This is a genomic window from Sphingobacterium faecale (assembly GCF_016746095.1).
GTDB classification, from domain to species: domain Bacteria; phylum Bacteroidota; class Bacteroidia; order Sphingobacteriales; family Sphingobacteriaceae; genus Sphingobacterium; species Sphingobacterium faecale.
Genome location: NZ_JAERTY010000011.1, coordinates 172,306 through 189,906 on the forward strand (window position 1 = coordinate 172,306; position 17,601 = coordinate 189,906).

Here is a 17,601-nt window from a genome sequence, read left to right on the forward strand (position 1 = left end):
GTGTTATCTTAATCCCTCCAAAGGTACGGAAATAACAATAAAGAAATAGTAACAGTTATGACATTAATTGCCACAAGGACTCCGATTTCATTATAGCTTTCGACTCTATCAAGTCCCTGTAGCGCATTTTGTGAAAGTGTTATTAAGACGATCAATAAAGGGATGATAATGGGAAATGCTAAAACAGCCATCATTGTGCTGTTATTGCCTGTTTTAGCACTGATTCCGGATACCATTGTAAATACAGTAGCAAAGCTTACTGCGCCGAGGAATACCGCGATGAAGTAGAACAAGGGGTCTCCAACAGGGTTCTGAAATACTAGTGAGTAAACTATATATGCGATGGCAGATAGCACTGTCATCAGTATTATATTATAAATTATTTTAGAGAGTATTATCGACCTGGGGTTAGCAATAGCGTAATAATAGAGCTGTCTGTATTGGCTTTCCTGAACGAAAGATCGGCTTATTGCATTTATAGATGCGAAGAGAAGTATTATCCAGAACAAAGCGTTCCAGATTAAGGTATCTACCGATTTAAATGCTTGATAGCAAACAAAAACAGTAGATACCACATATAGAAGAATACCGTTTACGGCATGTTTAGAACGCCACTCTAAAGTAAGATCTTTATTGACTAAAGTTGTTATCTGCTGCAAAAGACTCATGTACCACAAAGATACACAATTTGGAGTCTTCAGTATTTACTTTTGAAAATTAAGCCTTTGATATTTCAGATTTTGCTTTTTCAGCGAGTTCTTCAGTTTTATGGGCTATTTTGTCTGTCGCGTCTGACGCTTTTCCGGCCCAGTCCGATGTTTTTTCGGATACTTTGTTTAACACATCCCTTCCTGCATCTTTTGCTTTTGACTTCCACTCACGTAGGTCTTCTTTCGCTTCTTTTGCAAGGCGGGAAGCTCTCTTAGCCTCTCTCTTTGAAAGATCTTTAAGTGATTTTGTTAAATCTTTAATACCGTCATTGGCTTTGTCTAATGTTTTCTTTCCGTCCTCTGTACCCAATAAGTAATAAGCAGCAGTTCCGACTGCCAATCCTAACAATGCAAATGCAACTAGTCCATTCCTATTTTTCATCTTTATAAAATTATGTGTGATTATTTGATTTCAACCGTTTGAATGAGCTCATTTCAACAGGTGTGTTTTCTCGTTCATTTTATAATCAATAAACAACCATCGTTCCAAAAAGTTTTCTGGGTAAATGGATTAACAAATTTTAACCCCAAACAATGCGAAGCCCTTAACGTTAAGTGATCTGTTTTTGGGTAGACTGTAGAGTGAACAGATGATGGTATAGTCCAGAACCTTTTGAAAGAAGTTCATCATGGTTGCCAAAATCTGCAACACGGCCTTCGTCAATCACAAGGATATTGTCTGCATTTTTTATAGTTGAGAGGCGGTGAGCGATAATGATGGACGTCCGGTTTTTCATGAGTTCTTCCAATGCCTCTTGTACTAACCTTTCTGATTCAGAGTCCAATGAGGAGGTCGCCTCGTCCAATATTAAAATAGAAGGATCTTTAAGTAGAGCTCTGGCTATAGCAATGCGTTGGCGTTGTCCTCCAGATAGTTTAACTCCTCTTTCGCCGACCATAGTGTCGTATCCGTCTGGAAAACCCATGATAAACTCGTGTGCATTCGCACGCTTTGCAGCTTCAATGATGCTTTCTGCATTGGCTTCTAATCGCCCATAATTGATATTCTCACGTATTGTACCTCCAAATAACAATACATCTTGTGGTACTATAGCAACTTGATTTCGTAGATCGGTTATGGCAAAACTAGAGGCTGGCATTTCATCGTAACGGATTTCGCCTGCGGAAGGTTGATAGAACTGTAGGATCAAAGATGCGATAGTCGATTTTCCAGCTCCGCTAGGACCTACTATTGCTATTTTTTGTCCGGCATCCGCTGTGAAGCATATGCTATTTAAGATATTGCATTCGGGGCGTGAAGGGTAGGAGAAGCTAACATTATCGAATGTTAGTTTGCCCATGATATGTCTTTTGATGTTTTTATCTTCTTCTGATACCTGAATATCTTCCGTTTTTTCGTTAAGAATCTCGATGACACGATCGCTGGCTCCCAATGCTCTTTGTAAACCTGCATATAATTCAGGGAAACTTCCCATAGAGCCCGCTACAAATGCCGAATATAAGAGATAAGTAGTCAGGTCGCCGACGGAGATCTCTCCGACTGACACCAGCGATGCCCCATACCAGATTACGGCAATGATAGCGCCAAATATACAGAAGATAATAAAGGAGGCAAACATGCCGCGGAAAGTCGCTCCCTTTATGGCAAGACTAACTGCTTTATCTAGTTTTTTGCTATATCGTTGCGCTTCATAGTATTCATTGACAAATGCTTTTACATTGGATATACCTAGCAACGTTTCCTGCACGATACTGTTGGAATCTGCAAGTTGGTCTTGGGTTTTCCTAGAAAGATTGCGTATGAATCGGCCAAAGAAAATAGCGGCAACAACAAGAACAGGGAGGATGCATAGATTCATCAATGCCAATTTAGGCGACACGAAGATTAATAAAAGCACACCTATAACCAAGCTTATGCTTTGACGGATGATTTCTGCCAGTGTGGTAGTTAATGTATCCTGAATCTGAGATAAGTCGGCAGAGAGTCTACTGTTTAATTCTCCAACCCTGCGGTTGGCAAAAAAATCAATAGGAAGTGTAATTAGTTTTAAATAGGAATCTCTGCGGATGCTGGCCAATGCTTTTTCGGCAATCTCTACAAAGAGACGGATGCGAAAAAAAGACATAATCGACTGAAAAAACAAAATAAACAAAGACAGTCCTCCGATATACAATACACTAGGCTCTAGCCAAGTATACTGCTGTATCCCTTGAGCGGCGTCAATCATCGCGCCTAACAGTGCGGGGAAAGTCAACATAGTTAAGCTGGATAGGATGAGGAAAATCATTCCTATGACGAACTTACCCTTGTAAGGCTTCAAATAAGACAAAATCTGTGCTGCCTTTTTTAGTAGTTCTTTGTTTAATTTGGGCTTAGGTAAATCATCGGAATGTGAGTCGCCACTGTTCAGTCTTGGTCTAGCCATTATTTTATAATCTTAAAGCTTTTTTGTTCCAACGGACAAATGTAATGATATAAAGTAGTCGCCTTATCAAACTTTCGTCAAATTTTGTGGTCTACGACGTTTGTATAATAAAAATAAAATAATATTCAGAATAATAATTACAGATATGATATAGTAATATTTATTGTCTTGATGCTTTTCTTCTCCTAGTATTTGAATAGTATTCTTCAGATGTTCGTTTTCAGCCTGTAGTTTGGATATGGTCTTCATGTATGCGGTTATCTGTTGGTCATATTCCTTGGCCAAGGATTCGAAGCGATCTGCTTCACTGTCTTTTATATTCAGTAATTTGCGTGTCTCGAGAAAGATAGCGTTGTCGTTGATTACTACAGATTTCAAGATGTCAATCGATTTTTGCATGTCACCTTTAGTCTTGAATAGTCCAAAAATACCCGTTTTCTGTTCGAGTGAGTTTGTATAATCACCAAATTTCTTACTGCGTTGGTCTAATAATGTATTGACGCGTTGACGTTGGGTTTCAAAAGAGAGGGAGTCTTGATTCTGCTGAGCGACAGTTGCTATAGGTAGCCAGCTACACAGCGATATGTAGATAAACCATGGGTGTTTCTTTATCATGTGTTTTACTTATTAGTCCAAAAACTCTACCATTATGGTCTCGTCGGGATATAGACCCAATAAATTGCTGGCATGTCCTTTATTGATTGCTATCTCTAGATAGTCAGAAATTCCAAACAGGCATAACTTTTCGCCTTCAGACACTTCGTTGTAGTGCCAGCTCATCTTGTTTATAGTTTCGTTACGTTTAAAATGAAGAATGAAGTTACGCCCTTTTTGAACCTGGTTGAACAGATCCTTGCTAATGTTAGAAATGACGTTGCCAAAAGAATCTATATAAGACACATGTCCTTTAATGAAGCTGTTCTCTATTATAGGTAGTAGTGTTACTTTTTGTAACGGGGTGTCGATAGCCGAACCAAGATCTTCAATCGGATTTCCTTCCGCGATATGGCAGGTGGCTTTCACCAAGATATCCGCTAATGGGAAGTGTAAAAATCGAAGGTCTTGCATCATCTCGATCTCAAAAAGCTGTTCGGCGTGTTTTTCACCGAGAATAATGCTAAATATGCCATTGTCGGCCCCGACAAAATAATGTCCATCAAACTTCATCGCTATGTAGCGACAACCTTCTTGAAACACAGTGTCAATACCAATGAGGTGTACCGTCCCTTTTGGAAAGTAATGGTATGCATTCTGAAGGATAAATGCGGCGTGCTGTATGTTGAAAGAGGGAATCTCATGTGTGATATCTATTAAACGCACATTGGGCAACAGTGATACAATGCTCCCTTTTAATGCCGCCTGATAAAAATCGCGGTAACCTAAATCCGTTGTTAAAGTTATTACTCCCATATTCACAGCCCGTTGTCCTAAAAACGCGGCCTAAAACTAATGTTTTTTAAAAAAAAGTAAAGACAAAGTTAGTAAAACTAGTGCTCATAAAGGCCTTTCGCATTTAAAATAATGAATATTTTTCACAATCGATAGATGTAAAAATATTAGTTTGTATTTTTGATTATAATTTGCTTAGATAAGAATGTTTTTACATTATACAAATTGAAAATCTTATCTATATTTATCTGCTGAAATGTCCATGTCGGATGAATTACACCCCCTTTGGCTGAGATGAGGGGGGATGCTATTGAGAATAAAAGAGACACGAATGAAACTCAATGTGATAAATTTTAAAAGCAAGTCATAGTACACGTGACATTTTAAACTAAAAACCATAATAATTTGAGCGAATTAATCATCAATCTGGAGAATGTTAATCTGGTCTCTCTGTGGGGAGCTCAAAATGAAAATTTTGAATCTATTAAAAATAGATTTCCGAAGCTACGTTTGGTTGCGAGGGGAACCGAACTGAAAGTACTAGGGGAAGAAACAGAACAACGTTCGTTTGAGTCTGTATTTTCAGCGATTATGGAACATGTAATCAAGTATAATGCGTTGGGAGCGTTGGAACTGGAAGAGTTGTTGGGTATTCCTCCGAATGAAAAAAGTTTGATTGATAAGGAAAAACAAGGGGAAGGACAACAGGCTGCGCTGAAGGGGGAGCCCATTGTATATGGGCCCAATGGGTTGATTGTTCGTGCCCGTACACCCAATCAGCGCAAGATGGTAGACAGTATCAATAGGAATGACATTCTATTTGCGGTAGGGCCGGCCGGTACCGGAAAAACTTACACTGCCGTCGCGCTGGCGGTTAGAGCATTGCGTAATAAGGAGATTAAGCGTATCATTCTAACCAGACCTGCAGTAGAAGCAGGAGAGAATCTAGGGTTTTTACCTGGAGACTTAAAAGAAAAAGTAGATCCTTACTTAAGGCCTCTGTATGATGCATTGGACGATATGATTCCTGCCGAAAAATTAAAAGGTTATTTAGAGAACCGTACTATTGAGGTTGCGCCTTTAGCTTTTATGCGGGGTCGTACGTTGGACAATTGTTTCGTGATTTTGGATGAAGCACAAAATGCAACAGACATGCAGCTTAAGATGTTTTTAACCCGCATGGGGCCAACGGCTAAATTTATTGTAACAGGAGACTTGACTCAGATTGACCTTCCTAAAAAGTCACAGTCCGGGCTAGCGACAGCTGTTAAAATACTAGACAATATCAGCGGGATTGATATCGTATACCTTACTGGAAGCGATGTGGTCAGACACAAACTAGTGAGACGTATATTGGAAGCTTATGGAGACTTGAATACTAATAATAATTAACACAAAATATATACCAGGGCGATTACTACGATGAGTGCAATAAACGAAACCCATTTTAATTTTAATAAACAGACAGCTTTTTACAGGGGTAAAGTGCGGGATGTATATACCATTGATAATAAATATTTAGTAATGGTAGCGTCTGATCGTATTTCTGCATTTGATGTAGTGCTTCCTCGAGCTATTCCTTTTAAAGGGCAGGTTTTGAATCAAATTGCTGCCAAATTTTTGAAGGCAACGGCTGATATCGTGCCCAATTGGGTAATTGCAGTTCCAGATCCGTCGGTGACGATTGGGTATGCCTGCGAACCTTTTAAAGTAGAGATGGTCGTACGTGGTTATCTTTCTGGACATGCTTGGCGGACTTATCGTGATGGTGGGCGGGAACTCTGCGGAGTGACGCTACCTGAAGGATTAAAGGAAAATGATAAATTGCCTAAGCCTATCATTACGCCGACTACAAAGGCTGCCGTGGGACATGATATGGATATTTCTAAAGTGGAAATCTTGAAGCAGGGGATCGTAAGTACGGAAGACTATGAACAGTTGGAAAAATATGCACATAAGTTATATCAAAGAGGTGTAGATATTGCGCTTGAAAGAGGACTTATATTAGCAGATACAAAGTATGAGTTCGGAAAGAAAGACGGGAAGATCTATCTCATAGACGAGATTCACACACCCGATTCTTCCCGTTATTTTTATGCAGAGGGGTATGAAGCGCGGCAGACTGCTGCTGAGCCACAAAAGCAACTTTCCAAAGAGTTTGTGCGGCAATGGTTGATAGAAAACGGATTCCAGGGTAGAGAAGGTCAGCAGGTACCCACAATGACTGATGAGATTGTGGCTGCAATATCTGCACGATATATCGAACTTTATGAGTATATTACCGGACAACGCTTTGAAGAGGCCGCTGAAGAAAATGTTTTGACACGTGTTGAGCGCAACGTTGGCGCTGCGTTGGAAAAGTTATAAAGAGAATAAAATATGCGTTACACTATTGATAAGCACGAGCGATACGTTGTTATCGAGCCACTTATTTCTAATTTAGATGCTGCTGCGGCAGCATTTCTGAAGGGCGAATTTATGCTTCGTAATACATCTGGACAACGTAATATTGTACTGGATTTGTCGCAGGTTCAGGATATCTGCGAAGAAGGCGTGCGTATGGGGTTGTTGGCCGATAGATTGTGCCAAGGAGCAGAAGGATTGTTTATTATCACTGGGTTGACGCCTTCTGTAAAACATATATTGAAAGTCGCCCACCTGGATGGATTTTTTACGATTGTTAAAAACCTTACTGAAGCGGAGGATCTTATATTTGGTAATGAGATTCAGCGCGATTTAATAGGGGGTAAATAGCAAATGCGGTTTGAAATCCTGGTTCTAGGAAATAGCTCTGCTACTCCCATCTACGAACGCCATCCTACAGCACAGGTTCTGAATTTTAATGAGCAGTTATTTCTTATTGATTGTGGAGAGGGGACGCAGATGCAACTGCATCGCTATGGTATTAAGAGCAATAAAATATCCCGTATATTTATTAGCCATCTCCATGGCGATCATTATTTAGGGCTAGTAGGGCTATTGTCTTCCATGAATCTCAACGGACGTAAGTCCGAATTGCATTTGCACGGACCTGCGCCGCTTATAGATATCCTAAACTTACAATTCAGACATTCTGATACTACTTTGCGCTACAATTTACATTTTCATCCAACGAATCCGGATAGTGCTGAGATAATTATGAAGTCACAGATGTTGACGGTACGGTCGTTTCCATTGTTACATCGCGTGCCTACTACCGGTTTTCGATTTGATGAAGGAGCTCGGGCAGCGTCTTTAATCTCAGAAAAGATAGAAGGAATGAATATTCCGACTGTTTTCTTTCAACAGTTAAAAAAAGGTATAGACTGTACCGATTCAGATGGTACTGTATATCGGGCGACAGAGTTGACCAAGCCTGCGCCACCGTCTCGAAGCTATGCTTATTGTTCGGATACACGTGCTTTTGCGGGCTATATGGATGCTATACATGAAGTAGATCTTTTGTATCATGAAACCACTTTTGAGCATAGCCTTTTAGACAGAGCAGTGGAGACCCTTCATAGTACCTGCTTGGAGGCTGCTCAGGTCGCTGTACAAGCAAGAGTAAAGCAGCTCCTAATGGGGCATTATTCAGCCCGTTATAAAGATTTGACCCCTCTTTTGGAAGAGGCAAAAGCCGTATTTGATGAAAGTGTCCTTTCTTTTGAGGGTAATTGGTATAAAGTTTAGTGATTCTCTAAATTTTTAACCATCTTTACACCTCAATTTTAATGGACAAAAAATATGTCTTTCAACTTAGATAACCTACTAAGGGACAATATCAAAAAACTAGTCCCTTATTCCTCTGCAAGAGATGAATTTAAAGGAGAAGCATCTGTATTACTAGATGCTAATGAAAATGCTTTTGGTTCACCATTGGATCATCATTACAACCGTTATCCAGATCCTTTGCAGCATCAAGTGAAAGAAAAGCTGGCTAAAATTAAAGGTGTGCCAGCAGACCATATTTTTTTAGGCAACGGAAGTGACGAAGCGATCGATATCTTATACAGGGCTTTTTGTAAGCCTGGCGTTGACAATGTGATTTTAGTACCTCCTACTTATGGTATGTATGAAGTGTCTGCCAATATCAATGATATACAGATACGTAAAGTCAATCTTACTGCCGATTACCAATTGGATTTGGACGGTATTGCTGAGGCATTGGATATGCATACCAAGATGATCTTTATCTGTTCGCCCAATAATCCGACCGGTAACAGCATAAACCGCAAAGATATCGAGACGATTCTGACACATTTCAAAGGATTAGTTGTTATTGATGAGGCTTATATCAATTTCTCGAAGCAGCGCTCCTTTACGCAGGAATTGACTGAGTATCCCAATTTGGTTATTCTTCAAACGCTATCCAAAGCGTGGGGCCTAGCGGCGTTGCGTTTAGGAATGGCCTTTGCTAACAAAGCGATTATTCAGGTATTCAATAAGATAAAACCTCCTTATAACATTAATCAAGCGACTCAAGATTTGGTGTTGAAAGCGCTAGAGAATGTGGATATAGTAAATAGTTGGATTCAACAGACTGTTGCAGAAAGGGAGCTGTTGATAGAAGAGCTTTCCGCTATAAAGCAGATTGCTCATATTACCCCATCCGACGCCAATTTTATCCTGACTAAATTAGAAGAACCACGAGAATTGTATAATTTCCTAGTCAATCAGGGAATCATCGTACGGGATCGCTCCAAGGTGGAATTATGTGAGGGCTGTCTACGTATTACCGTAGGTACTACCGAAGATAATAGAAAATTGATCGAGGCCATTAAACAATTTTACAGCTAAATTAATTATGAGAGATAATATAAAGAGAGTTTTGTTTATTGATAGGGATGGAACACTTATTCTTGAACCCGAAGATGAACAGATTGATTCCTTTGCAAAGTTGAAATTTTATCCGGGCGCTTTGCAATATCTTCCACGTATTGCTCAGGAATTGGATTTTGAGCTGATCTTAGTATCCAATCAAGATGGTCTAGGTACCGTTTCGCATCCCGAAGAGAATTTTTGGCCGGTACATAATTTTGTTGTGGATACTTTTAGGACCGAAGGTGTCATTTTTGCAAAAGAACATATCGATAAAACTTTCCCTCATGAAAATGCGCCAACCCGTAAGCCAGGTGTAGGTATGCTATCTGAATATTTTGACGAAGCGAAGTATAACCTTGCTGAATCTTTCGTCATCGGTGATCGCGTCAACGATGTAAGGCTGGCTCAGAATCTAGGGGCGAAAGCGATTTGGTTACGTAATAACGATGAACTAGGTAAAGCCGAGCAGGTTGAAATAGCAAATGATTGTATAGCGCTGGAAACTTCGGACTGGAAAGCTGTATATGAGTTTTTGAAGCTGAGCACTCGGATCGGGGAGCATCACAGAAAGACGAATGAAACCGATATTTATATCAAAGTCAATCTGGATGGTTCAGGAAAAGCCGATATCGATACGGGGTTACCATTTTTCGATCATATGCTGGATCAGATTGCAAGACATGGTGCTATTGATCTGACAGTACACGCTAAGGGAGATCTGCATATTGACGAGCATCATACGATCGAAGATACTGGTATAGCATTGGGTGAGGTGTTTTTGAAAGTTCTAGGGGATAAACGTGGTATTGAACGCTATGCGTATACGTTACCTATGGACGATTGCTTGGCACAGGTGGCTCTGGATTTTGGTGGCCGCAACTGGATTGTATGGGATGCCGAGTTTAAAAGAGAGAAAATCGGAGATATGCCTACAGAAATGTTCTTTCATTTCTTCAAATCATTTTCGGATGCTGCCAAAGCTAACTTAAATATCAAGGCAGAAGGCGATAATGAACATCATAAAATAGAAGCTATTTTTAAAGCCTTTGCGAAGGCTATTAAAAAGGCTGTACGCAGGGATGCAGAAAACATGCAGTTGCCAAGCACAAAAGGGGTCTTATAGTGATGAGAATTGAGTAATCGATAAAAATGATAGGTATAGTTAACTACGGTGCAGGTAATATTTTTTCACTGACTGCAGCATTGGATCGGATCCACGTTGAATACGGTATGATTAATAGTAAAGAAGACTTTGATCAGTATGATCGTATCATAATTCCTGGAGTAGGCCATGCTGGAACAGCTATGCGAAAGCTCGAAGAGACAGGGCTAGTGGATACGATTCTATCCTTACATAAACCTGTACTAGGGATCTGTGTGGGCATGCAGTTGCTAACTTCCCATTCTGAAGAAGGAGATGCCACGCTTCTTTCGGTTTTTCCATTGAAAACTTTAAACTTTAAAAACCACATATTGCTTAAGACACCACATATGGGTTGGAATAATGTAAAGGCAGAGGCCAATTGTCCATTGTTTACCAGCATCCCCGAGAATAGTTACTTTTATTTTGTGCATTCTTTCTTTATTGAACATAGTCCGATATTTACCGGTGCCACCTGCGACTATGGTATTGTATATGCAGCAGCTATTCAAAAAGATAACTTTTATGGGGTGCAATTTCATCCAGAAAAGTCCGGCGAGTATGGCGAACAGTTATTAAAGAATTTTTCTAAAATATAAATAAAAATTAAAGACTATTTTTGTAACTCAAGGCCTAACATAAGGTAAGGGGGAGGATAGGCTTTTAAACATTAAACTTTTTAATTTTTACTTTACTATGTATATCATTCCAGCGATTGATGTTTTAGACAAGAAGGTAGTGCGATTGAGAGAAGGCTCTTATGAAGATGTCACCACCTATGATATTTCATTAGAAGATCAGATCAAAAAATACCATGCCAATGGTACTGAAATGGTACATATCATTGATCTCAACGGCGCTAAGGGAGATTTCTCTAATCAAGAGTATCTTTTTGATATTGTCCGCCGTACGGATATGAAGGTACAGTATGGGGGAGGGGTGCGTAGCATTGAAAAGGTAAAAGAACTTATTGATGCAGGGGTGTTCCGTGTTATTGTAGGTACACAAGCCATCACCAATCCTTCTTTTCTCGAAGAGCTGAGCAAACTGAATGAAGGTCGTGTGAAATATGCCAACCGTATTGTTATCGCTATTGATGTCTTGGATGAGGTAATCAAATATTCCGGCTGGTTGGAAAGTTCTCCGATCAAACTTATCGAATATATCGATAAATGTCTTGCCTTAGGATTCTTCCGTTTCCTGTGTACAGATATATCGAAAGATGGCAAGATGGGTGGAGCAGGTATCGAGCTGTATAAAAAGCTCTTGACGCATTCTCCGATTATAAAACTGATCGGTTCAGGAGGAATATCTTCGATGAAAGATCTAGAGAATCTCAATGAGTTGGGAGGCTTGGAATCCTGTGTAGTGGGTAAAGCCATCTATGAAAATAAAATCTCTATCGAGGAAATCAAGGATTGGAATCTAAAAACGTTAATTAAGTTCTAGTTATGCTTGCTAAGCGTATCATACCTTGCTTGGATGTCAAGGACGGTCGGACGGTTAAAGGGGTGAACTTTGTCGATCTTCGTGATGCCGGTGATCCGGTAGAACTTGCATGGCAATATTCGCAGCAGGGAGCTGATGAACTCGTCTTTTTAGATATCACTGCTACCCACGAAGGACGTAAAACGACAATTGATCTTGTTAAGTCGGTCGCCAGACAGGTAAATATTCCGTTTACAATCGGTGGAGGTATCAACGAATTAAGAGATGCAGAGATACTGCTAAACAGTGGAGCAGACAAGATCTCTATCAATTCTGCTGCGGTTAGAAACAGGCAGTTGATCGATGATCTCGCAAAAACCTTTGGTTCTCAGTTTGTCGTTGTCGCAGTAGATACGCGATTGGTCGATGGAAGCAATTACGTACACCTACGCGGGGGCCGGGAGAAGACCGATATACATACAGAAGAGTGGATTAAAGAGGCAGAAAGCAGAGGTGCTGGAGAGATATTACTTACTTCAATGGATCACGATGGTACGAAAAATGGCTTTGACAATCTGTTTTTGCAACGGATCAACCAATTGATACATATTCCATTGATTGCCTCGGGAGGAGCTGGGAATGAACAACATTTTGTCGATGTATTCCAACAGGCCAATGTGGATGCCGCATTAGCTGCATCCGTATTTCATTATGGGGAAATATTAATCCCTGAATTAAAAAGCAAACTACGAGCTGAAGGCATAGCAGTACGGTAATAAGACAAATAGGCAAATTTGTGGATTCGCATATCTGCAAATACGCAAAGAATAAAAATACTAAGGCAATGATAGATTTTGAAAAGGGAGATGGACTTGTTCCTGTAATTATTCAAGATGTCCAAACATTAGAGGTACTTATGTTGGGTTATATGAATGAAGAAGCCTGGGAAAAAACACAAAAGGACAAAAAAGTTACCTTTTATTCGAGGTCGAAAAATAGGCTTTGGACCAAAGGCGAGGAAAGCGGCAATTTTCTATGGGTGAAGAGCTTTCACGTTGATTGTGATCAGGATACTATTCTTATAAAAGCTCTGCCTGCAGGCCCCACTTGTCATACAGGGAATAGAAGCTGTTTTGCTACTGGGTACGGCAATAATTTTATCACGGAGTTGGAACGTATTATAGCACAACGCTATGAGTTTCCTTCAGAAGAGTCTTACGTAAATCATTTAAGAAATAAAGGATTAAATAAGATCGCCCAGAAGGTAGGCGAGGAGGCTGTAGAGACAGTAATCGCTGCCTTAGCACAGACGGACAAAGAGTTCGTGGACGAGACTTCCGATTTGATTTTCCATTTGCTTGTTTTAATCCGTGAAAAAGGTTTCTCCCTCGAAACGATAGCGAAAAATTTAGAAGAACGGCATAAATAGAGCCGCTGCTTCTGTGGCTTTTTTGAAGTGCCTCTAGTCAGTTAACCCATTGACTAGAGGTTTTTTATTTTATCAAAATTCCACTTATTAGCCACTTTTGATCCTTCTTTTGAGCTGTCCGTTGAATAGACTGCGTCAGTTGATCCATCTCCTACATCTCTTGATCAAAAGATTGCTGCAGTTGATCCATAGTCTGTGTTGCTCGATGCATAGACTGGCCCAGTTGATCCTCCGCTACATTACTTGATCGATAGTTTGCTTCACTTGATTGATCGTTTAGACTACTCGATGTATGTACTGGCCCAGTTGATCCATCTCCCACACCACTTGATCGATAGATTGCTTCAGTTGATCTATAGTCGGTGCTGCTCGATGTTTAGACTAGCCCAGTTGATCCATCGCCTACACTACTTGATCGATAGATTGCTTCAGTTGATTGATCATTTGTGCTGCTCGATATATGGACTGGCCAGTTGCCCCATCTCCTACACCAATTGATTGATAGATTGCTCCAGTTGATCTATCATCTGTGCTATTCGATGTATCGTATGCGTCACTTGATGTATCGTTTGCCTCAGTTGATTGAACGGAAGCTCCACAAGATGTATCGGCTGGAACCAAAATAGCCATAACACTAAGGTACCAGCCTGCTAAGTGTGTAAGTTGGTTGTCCAGATTTGTCTGCCGGAATATTAGTACAATTTTGGGTAGCAAAAAGGATAGTCTATGCCTGTTTTAGGCTCTATAGCAAGGATAGTTTTGCCTACCCTCCGTGTCATTTTGCTGTTTTTTAATGTACCTGTAGATTGTCCTCTAAGTGATTTGTTTAAGTATTTGTTTTGTAGATGTTTATTTGTTTGGTGTCCACTTGCCTTATACCTGTTTTTCTCTTTTTTTGTCCTCTATTTTGAGATGTTGTACCCTTACCTGTCTACTTATATAGACTTTGAACCTGCCTTTTTATTACAAACTTCGCACCGTAAATCAGACCCGAATATTGCTTCAAAATGAAGATGTGATTTACAAGCCAAATGAGAATTTAACTAAGAAATAAACAAGCGAGGCGGAGCCTAGATGCTCTACTTCAATTGCCAAACAAATTGGATGCTAGATTGGCATCGCTAAAATATGAAAGTTATGAAAACTAAAATTAAAAAACTGGATTGGAGAACCAAAACAATTCTAACGTGCGTATTTCTTTTTCTTACTAATGTGGTGCAGGGACAAACTATAAATTCAATCGAAGAAGTACGGTCTACGTCAAAATCTTTTGATCAACTGCTTTTCAACAATACTACAATTTATTTCTTAAGTGGCGAGAGAGAACAGAAAAAAGGGGAGGATGCTATAGCAGTCATAGATTTGGATTTAAAGCATGCAGTACCTCCTACAGTTCTGAAAGAAGCTATTGGTACATGGAATTTTGAAAAGACAAAACTCGTTGTAATTAGAAATGTAAGTCAAGCAAATCTATTAACCGTAAAAGAGAACCTGTTGGATAAGCTACCAAGCTTAGAATATGTTTATCTGATTTTGGGTATAGGTGATTTAGGTAGTTGGTTAACTGAGGTTAAAGGATTACCCGATAATCCTTGGCACTATGTCTACACAAGACAAGTTGACTCAGAATAAGTTGATCACGGATAAATGAAATGTGATATGAAAAATCCAAATCAAATGTGGAGAAATATAGTCTCGAATTTTAGACTAACAGTAGTTTTTATTATTATGGTATTAGTGTCGGGAAATGTAGTGGCACAGATACATAAGCCCTTTGCTCCAAGGGCTCCTTTAACAGCTCCAGAAAAGAAGTTTTATAATGTAAAGGGTGATTTTACGATGTTGGGCAACACGAATTTGACGTTAGAAACCTATTCTAATACGACTGATAATGGTAATAGTTGGATGAAATTTGTGGACATTGATAATGACGCAAGTACCACTAATTCATCCTCAGCAAATTTAGAGTATGGCAACGGAATTAGCCTTCCTTGTACTAAAATTGTGTGGGCTGGTTTGTATTGGACTGGAAGAGCGGGACCTAGTGAGGAGAATTTTGAAGTGCAAATTGGTAATAAGATCTTAGATAAAAGGAAAGTTAGATTAAAAGTGCCAGGTAGTTCAGCATATGTTTCTATACAGGCGCTGAGTGGCGATATTTTTTATTCAACTAGTAATGACGCTCGGTATAGGCAAATGTATGCTGGGTTTGCCGATATCACTCAATATGTGAAAGATTTGCCAAATGCTGGAGTGGGTACTTACGTGGTTGCCGATATAGCAACAAAAGCAGGGTTATCAGATGGAACGGGTAACTTTGGCGGATGGGGAATGGTTGTTATATATGAGAACCCTAACATGGCTTGGCGAGATATTACTGTTTTTGACGGGTATGCGCATGTCTCGGGTCCTGCAAACGGAACTCACAAGTTGGAAATAGATGGTTTTAGAGCAACACAATCTGGTGATGTAAAAGTAAAACTCGGAATTATGGCCGGAGAAGGCGACGTGGATAATACGGGTGATTATTTCGGTATTAAACTTAGAAATGCAACAGGTAATCTTAATACCAATAGCCATTGGGAGGAACTACTAAATGGGGGAGTATCTCCTTCTAAAAGTAATTTTTTCAACTCGTCAATATATACAGGAGGAAATACTCGATCTCCAAATTATCGGAATAATACTGGGATTGATATTGGGTTTGTTAATATTGACAATACGAATAATAAGTTTATAGATAATAATGATACAAAAACAGCATTTAGGTATCGAAGTAATGGGGACACCTATGCTATTTTCAATATGGTGTTTGCTGTTGATGCATATGTCCCAGAAGTTGAGCCCAATACTACGTTGACTCATATAGGTGGTCAAGCAATTACTGATCAACATGCCCCTGCTTTAGAAGCAGTACCAGATGACATTCTTACTTATAAAATTGAAATTAGAAATACTGGGAATGAGGCTATCCAAAATGCTATAGTGAATATTCCGATGCCTTACACGGCTTCGTATGTTTCAAGTTCTGAAGTTCATCATGCGACGGTTACCCCTGTTTCGGCTCCAAGTTTTAATTCACAAACTGGTATAGTCACTTGGAATTTAGGGAATTTGCCTAAACCCGCAAATGCTAATACAGTACTTGCTACTTTGACTTTACGAATAAAGGTAACCGCAGATTGTTATCTATTAAGTAATACTGGATGTCCAGCTTTCGTTATTTTGGATGGAAATGTTTCTGGAAAAGGAAGTATAACTGGAACTTCTTTGGGAGATGCAGGAGATTTTATTTTTGGTTATCAAACTAATACGTTTTGTAACAATTTACCAATAGGTAGTCCTGTACAACTTAAAATTAATCCGACCAGTGCAAATTGCGAAGGAAATGAGTATGGGAATAAAGAAATTCTTTTTTGTGAGAATGAAATTGAAAATAATAGTATCCCTGTATCAAAAATAAGAAATCAATTCCCTGCAGGAACTCAGTTTTATTCAGGAATAAATACGACTACTTTTGAGGGAACAGGAGTTTTGTATAACAATAACACACCGTTTCCAGCTGTTTCCGGTACCTATTATGGGGTTCCTCCGAGAGGCACGGGAAGTACGTGTTACTTTATATTCAAGATTAAGGTCGCTTCTATAGAAGGAACACCTAATGTTACAAATCCTACGTATTGTATTGGTGACGAAACTCCTTTGTTGAGTAGTTTGGTAATGGCTTCTACTGTTGGATATCAACTGTTTTTCTATGAAACTGCAACATCTACAACACCATTAGATGTATCTAATCTGCGTCCCTCAACGGCAGCTGCTCAATCTAAGGAATATTGGGTAGCTCAAGGGACGACGACTTGTATTGGGGAACGCGTACCTTTTACGGTGAACGTTATAGAGGGACCGAAGATTTCAACACAGCCTCAAGATTTAATTCTTTGTGAAGGAAGTACAGCTTCAGTTTCGGTGACAGCTACAGGTAATAATTTAACCTATGCTTGGGAATATTATAATGGAACAACATGGAGTGCTTTACCAAGTGCCGCCTATGATGAAATCACTATCAATGGAAGTGCACTCACACTTACTGGAGCTTCTTTAGCTTATAATGGAGGTAAGGTAAGAGTTAGAGTATCTAACGGTAACTGTTCGATTCTGTCGGAAGAGGCTAACGTTGTGGTTACTCCATTGCCTACGGTAGCTGTTGCAGGTGCTGATCAGGAAAACTGTAATGTTTCGAGCTTTACTTTAGCAGGAAATGCTCCTGTTGTCGGTACAGGTCTGTGGAGTATCGTTAGCGGGGCGGGTGTTATCACA

Annotated in this window: 19 protein-coding genes; 12 read left to right on the forward strand and 7 right to left on the reverse strand. The window is 39.7% G+C overall.

The features are described 5' to 3' along the window. Positions 1 to 8: 8 nt before the first annotated feature. The 5 genes from JKG61_RS19465 to JKG61_RS19485 all read right to left on the reverse strand — a co-directional run bounded on the left by JKG61_RS19465 (position 9) and on the right by JKG61_RS19485 (position 4,507). Positions 9 to 668: a heme exporter protein CcmB gene (locus tag JKG61_RS19465; RefSeq protein ID WP_202104631.1), complete on the reverse strand. Its 660-nt coding sequence runs from the start codon at positions 666 to 668 to the stop codon at positions 9 to 11. 49 nt (positions 669 to 717) lie between these two features. Next, positions 718 to 1,092: a YtxH domain-containing protein gene (locus tag JKG61_RS19470; protein ID WP_202104632.1), complete on the reverse strand. Its 375-nt coding sequence runs from the start codon at positions 1,090 to 1,092 to the stop codon at positions 718 to 720. Between the two features lie 169 nt (positions 1,093 to 1,261). After that, positions 1,262 to 3,097, reverse strand: coding sequence for an ABC transporter ATP-binding protein (locus JKG61_RS19475; protein ID WP_202104633.1), 1,836 nt, complete (start codon positions 3,095 to 3,097; stop codon positions 1,262 to 1,264). A 66-nt stretch (positions 3,098 to 3,163) separates the two neighbouring features. Next, positions 3,164 to 3,712, reverse strand: coding sequence for a hypothetical protein (locus tag JKG61_RS19480; RefSeq protein WP_202104634.1), 549 nt, complete (start codon positions 3,710 to 3,712; stop codon positions 3,164 to 3,166). Between the two features lie 12 nt (positions 3,713 to 3,724). After that, positions 3,725 to 4,507: an SAM hydrolase/SAM-dependent halogenase family protein gene (locus JKG61_RS19485; protein ID WP_202104635.1), complete on the reverse strand. Its 783-nt coding sequence runs from the start codon at positions 4,505 to 4,507 to the stop codon at positions 3,725 to 3,727. 384 nt (positions 4,508 to 4,891) lie between these two features. Between JKG61_RS19485 and JKG61_RS19490 the strand changes: the two genes are divergently transcribed. The 10 genes from JKG61_RS19490 (at position 4,892) to hisIE (ending at position 13,284) form a co-directional block, all read left to right on the forward strand. Beyond that, positions 4,892 to 5,878, forward strand: a complete 987-nt coding sequence (locus JKG61_RS19490) for a PhoH family protein (protein WP_202104636.1) — start codon at positions 4,892 to 4,894, stop codon at positions 5,876 to 5,878. 30 nt (positions 5,879 to 5,908) lie between these two features. Further along, positions 5,909 to 6,853: a phosphoribosylaminoimidazolesuccinocarboxamide synthase gene (locus tag JKG61_RS19495; protein WP_202104637.1), complete on the forward strand. Its 945-nt coding sequence runs from the start codon at positions 5,909 to 5,911 to the stop codon at positions 6,851 to 6,853. Between the two features lie 12 nt (positions 6,854 to 6,865). Next, on the forward strand, positions 6,866 to 7,240 hold the full coding sequence (locus JKG61_RS19500) for an STAS domain-containing protein (RefSeq protein ID WP_202104638.1): 375 nt from the start codon (positions 6,866 to 6,868) through the stop codon (positions 7,238 to 7,240). Between the two features lie 3 nt (positions 7,241 to 7,243). Further along, positions 7,244 to 8,155: a ribonuclease Z gene (locus JKG61_RS19505; RefSeq protein WP_202104639.1), complete on the forward strand. Its 912-nt coding sequence runs from the start codon at positions 7,244 to 7,246 to the stop codon at positions 8,153 to 8,155. 54 nt (positions 8,156 to 8,209) lie between these two features. Further along, entirely contained in the window at positions 8,210 to 9,262 is a 1,053-nt protein-coding gene (gene hisC, locus JKG61_RS19510; RefSeq protein ID WP_202104640.1) for a histidinol-phosphate transaminase, read from the forward strand. 7 nt (positions 9,263 to 9,269) lie between these two features. Then, a complete protein-coding gene (hisB, locus tag JKG61_RS19515; RefSeq protein WP_202104641.1) occupies positions 9,270 to 10,409 on the forward strand; it encodes a bifunctional histidinol-phosphatase/imidazoleglycerol-phosphate dehydratase HisB in 1,140 nt (379 codons plus the stop codon). Between the two features lie 26 nt (positions 10,410 to 10,435). Further along, a complete protein-coding gene (gene hisH, locus JKG61_RS19520) occupies positions 10,436 to 11,026 on the forward strand; it encodes an imidazole glycerol phosphate synthase subunit HisH (RefSeq protein WP_202104642.1) in 591 nt (196 codons plus the stop codon). 97 nt (positions 11,027 to 11,123) lie between these two features. After that, entirely contained in the window at positions 11,124 to 11,876 is a 753-nt protein-coding gene (locus JKG61_RS19525; RefSeq protein ID WP_021071376.1) for a 1-(5-phosphoribosyl)-5-[(5-phosphoribosylamino)methylideneamino]imidazole-4-carboxamide isomerase, read from the forward strand. Positions 11,877 to 11,878: 2 nt separating this feature from the next. Then, positions 11,879 to 12,631 (forward strand): imidazole glycerol phosphate synthase subunit HisF, encoded by a 753-nt coding sequence (hisF, locus tag JKG61_RS19530; RefSeq protein ID WP_202104643.1) that lies wholly within the window; start codon positions 11,879 to 11,881, stop codon positions 12,629 to 12,631. Positions 12,632 to 12,663: 32 nt separating this feature from the next. Further along, positions 12,664 to 13,284 (forward strand): bifunctional phosphoribosyl-AMP cyclohydrolase/phosphoribosyl-ATP diphosphatase HisIE, encoded by a 621-nt coding sequence (gene hisIE, locus JKG61_RS19535; protein WP_317192426.1) that lies wholly within the window; start codon positions 12,664 to 12,666, stop codon positions 13,282 to 13,284. A gap of 151 nt (positions 13,285 to 13,435) precedes the next feature. Here the strand turns inward: hisIE and JKG61_RS19540 are convergent, their stop codons facing one another. Together JKG61_RS19540 and JKG61_RS19545 are read right to left on the reverse strand one after the other, a co-directional pair. Next, positions 13,436 to 13,606, reverse strand: a complete 171-nt coding sequence (locus JKG61_RS19540) for a hypothetical protein (protein ID WP_202104645.1) — start codon at positions 13,604 to 13,606, stop codon at positions 13,436 to 13,438. Positions 13,607 to 13,686: 80 nt separating this feature from the next. Next, on the reverse strand, positions 13,687 to 13,998 hold the full coding sequence (locus tag JKG61_RS19545; RefSeq protein WP_202104646.1) for a hypothetical protein: 312 nt from the start codon (positions 13,996 to 13,998) through the stop codon (positions 13,687 to 13,689). A gap of 423 nt (positions 13,999 to 14,421) precedes the next feature. Here JKG61_RS19545 and JKG61_RS19550 point away from each other — a divergent pair, with 423 nt between their 5' ends. Both JKG61_RS19550 and JKG61_RS19555 read left to right on the forward strand, forming a co-directional pair. Next, positions 14,422 to 14,916 carry a hypothetical protein gene (locus JKG61_RS19550; RefSeq protein WP_202104647.1) on the forward strand — a complete coding sequence of 165 codons (495 nt, stop codon included), beginning with the start codon at positions 14,422 to 14,424 and terminating at the stop codon, positions 14,914 to 14,916. Between the two features lie 27 nt (positions 14,917 to 14,943). Next, on the forward strand, positions 14,944 to 17,601 hold a 2,658-nt coding region (locus JKG61_RS19555), incomplete at its 3' end, for an immunoglobulin domain-containing protein (protein WP_202104648.1).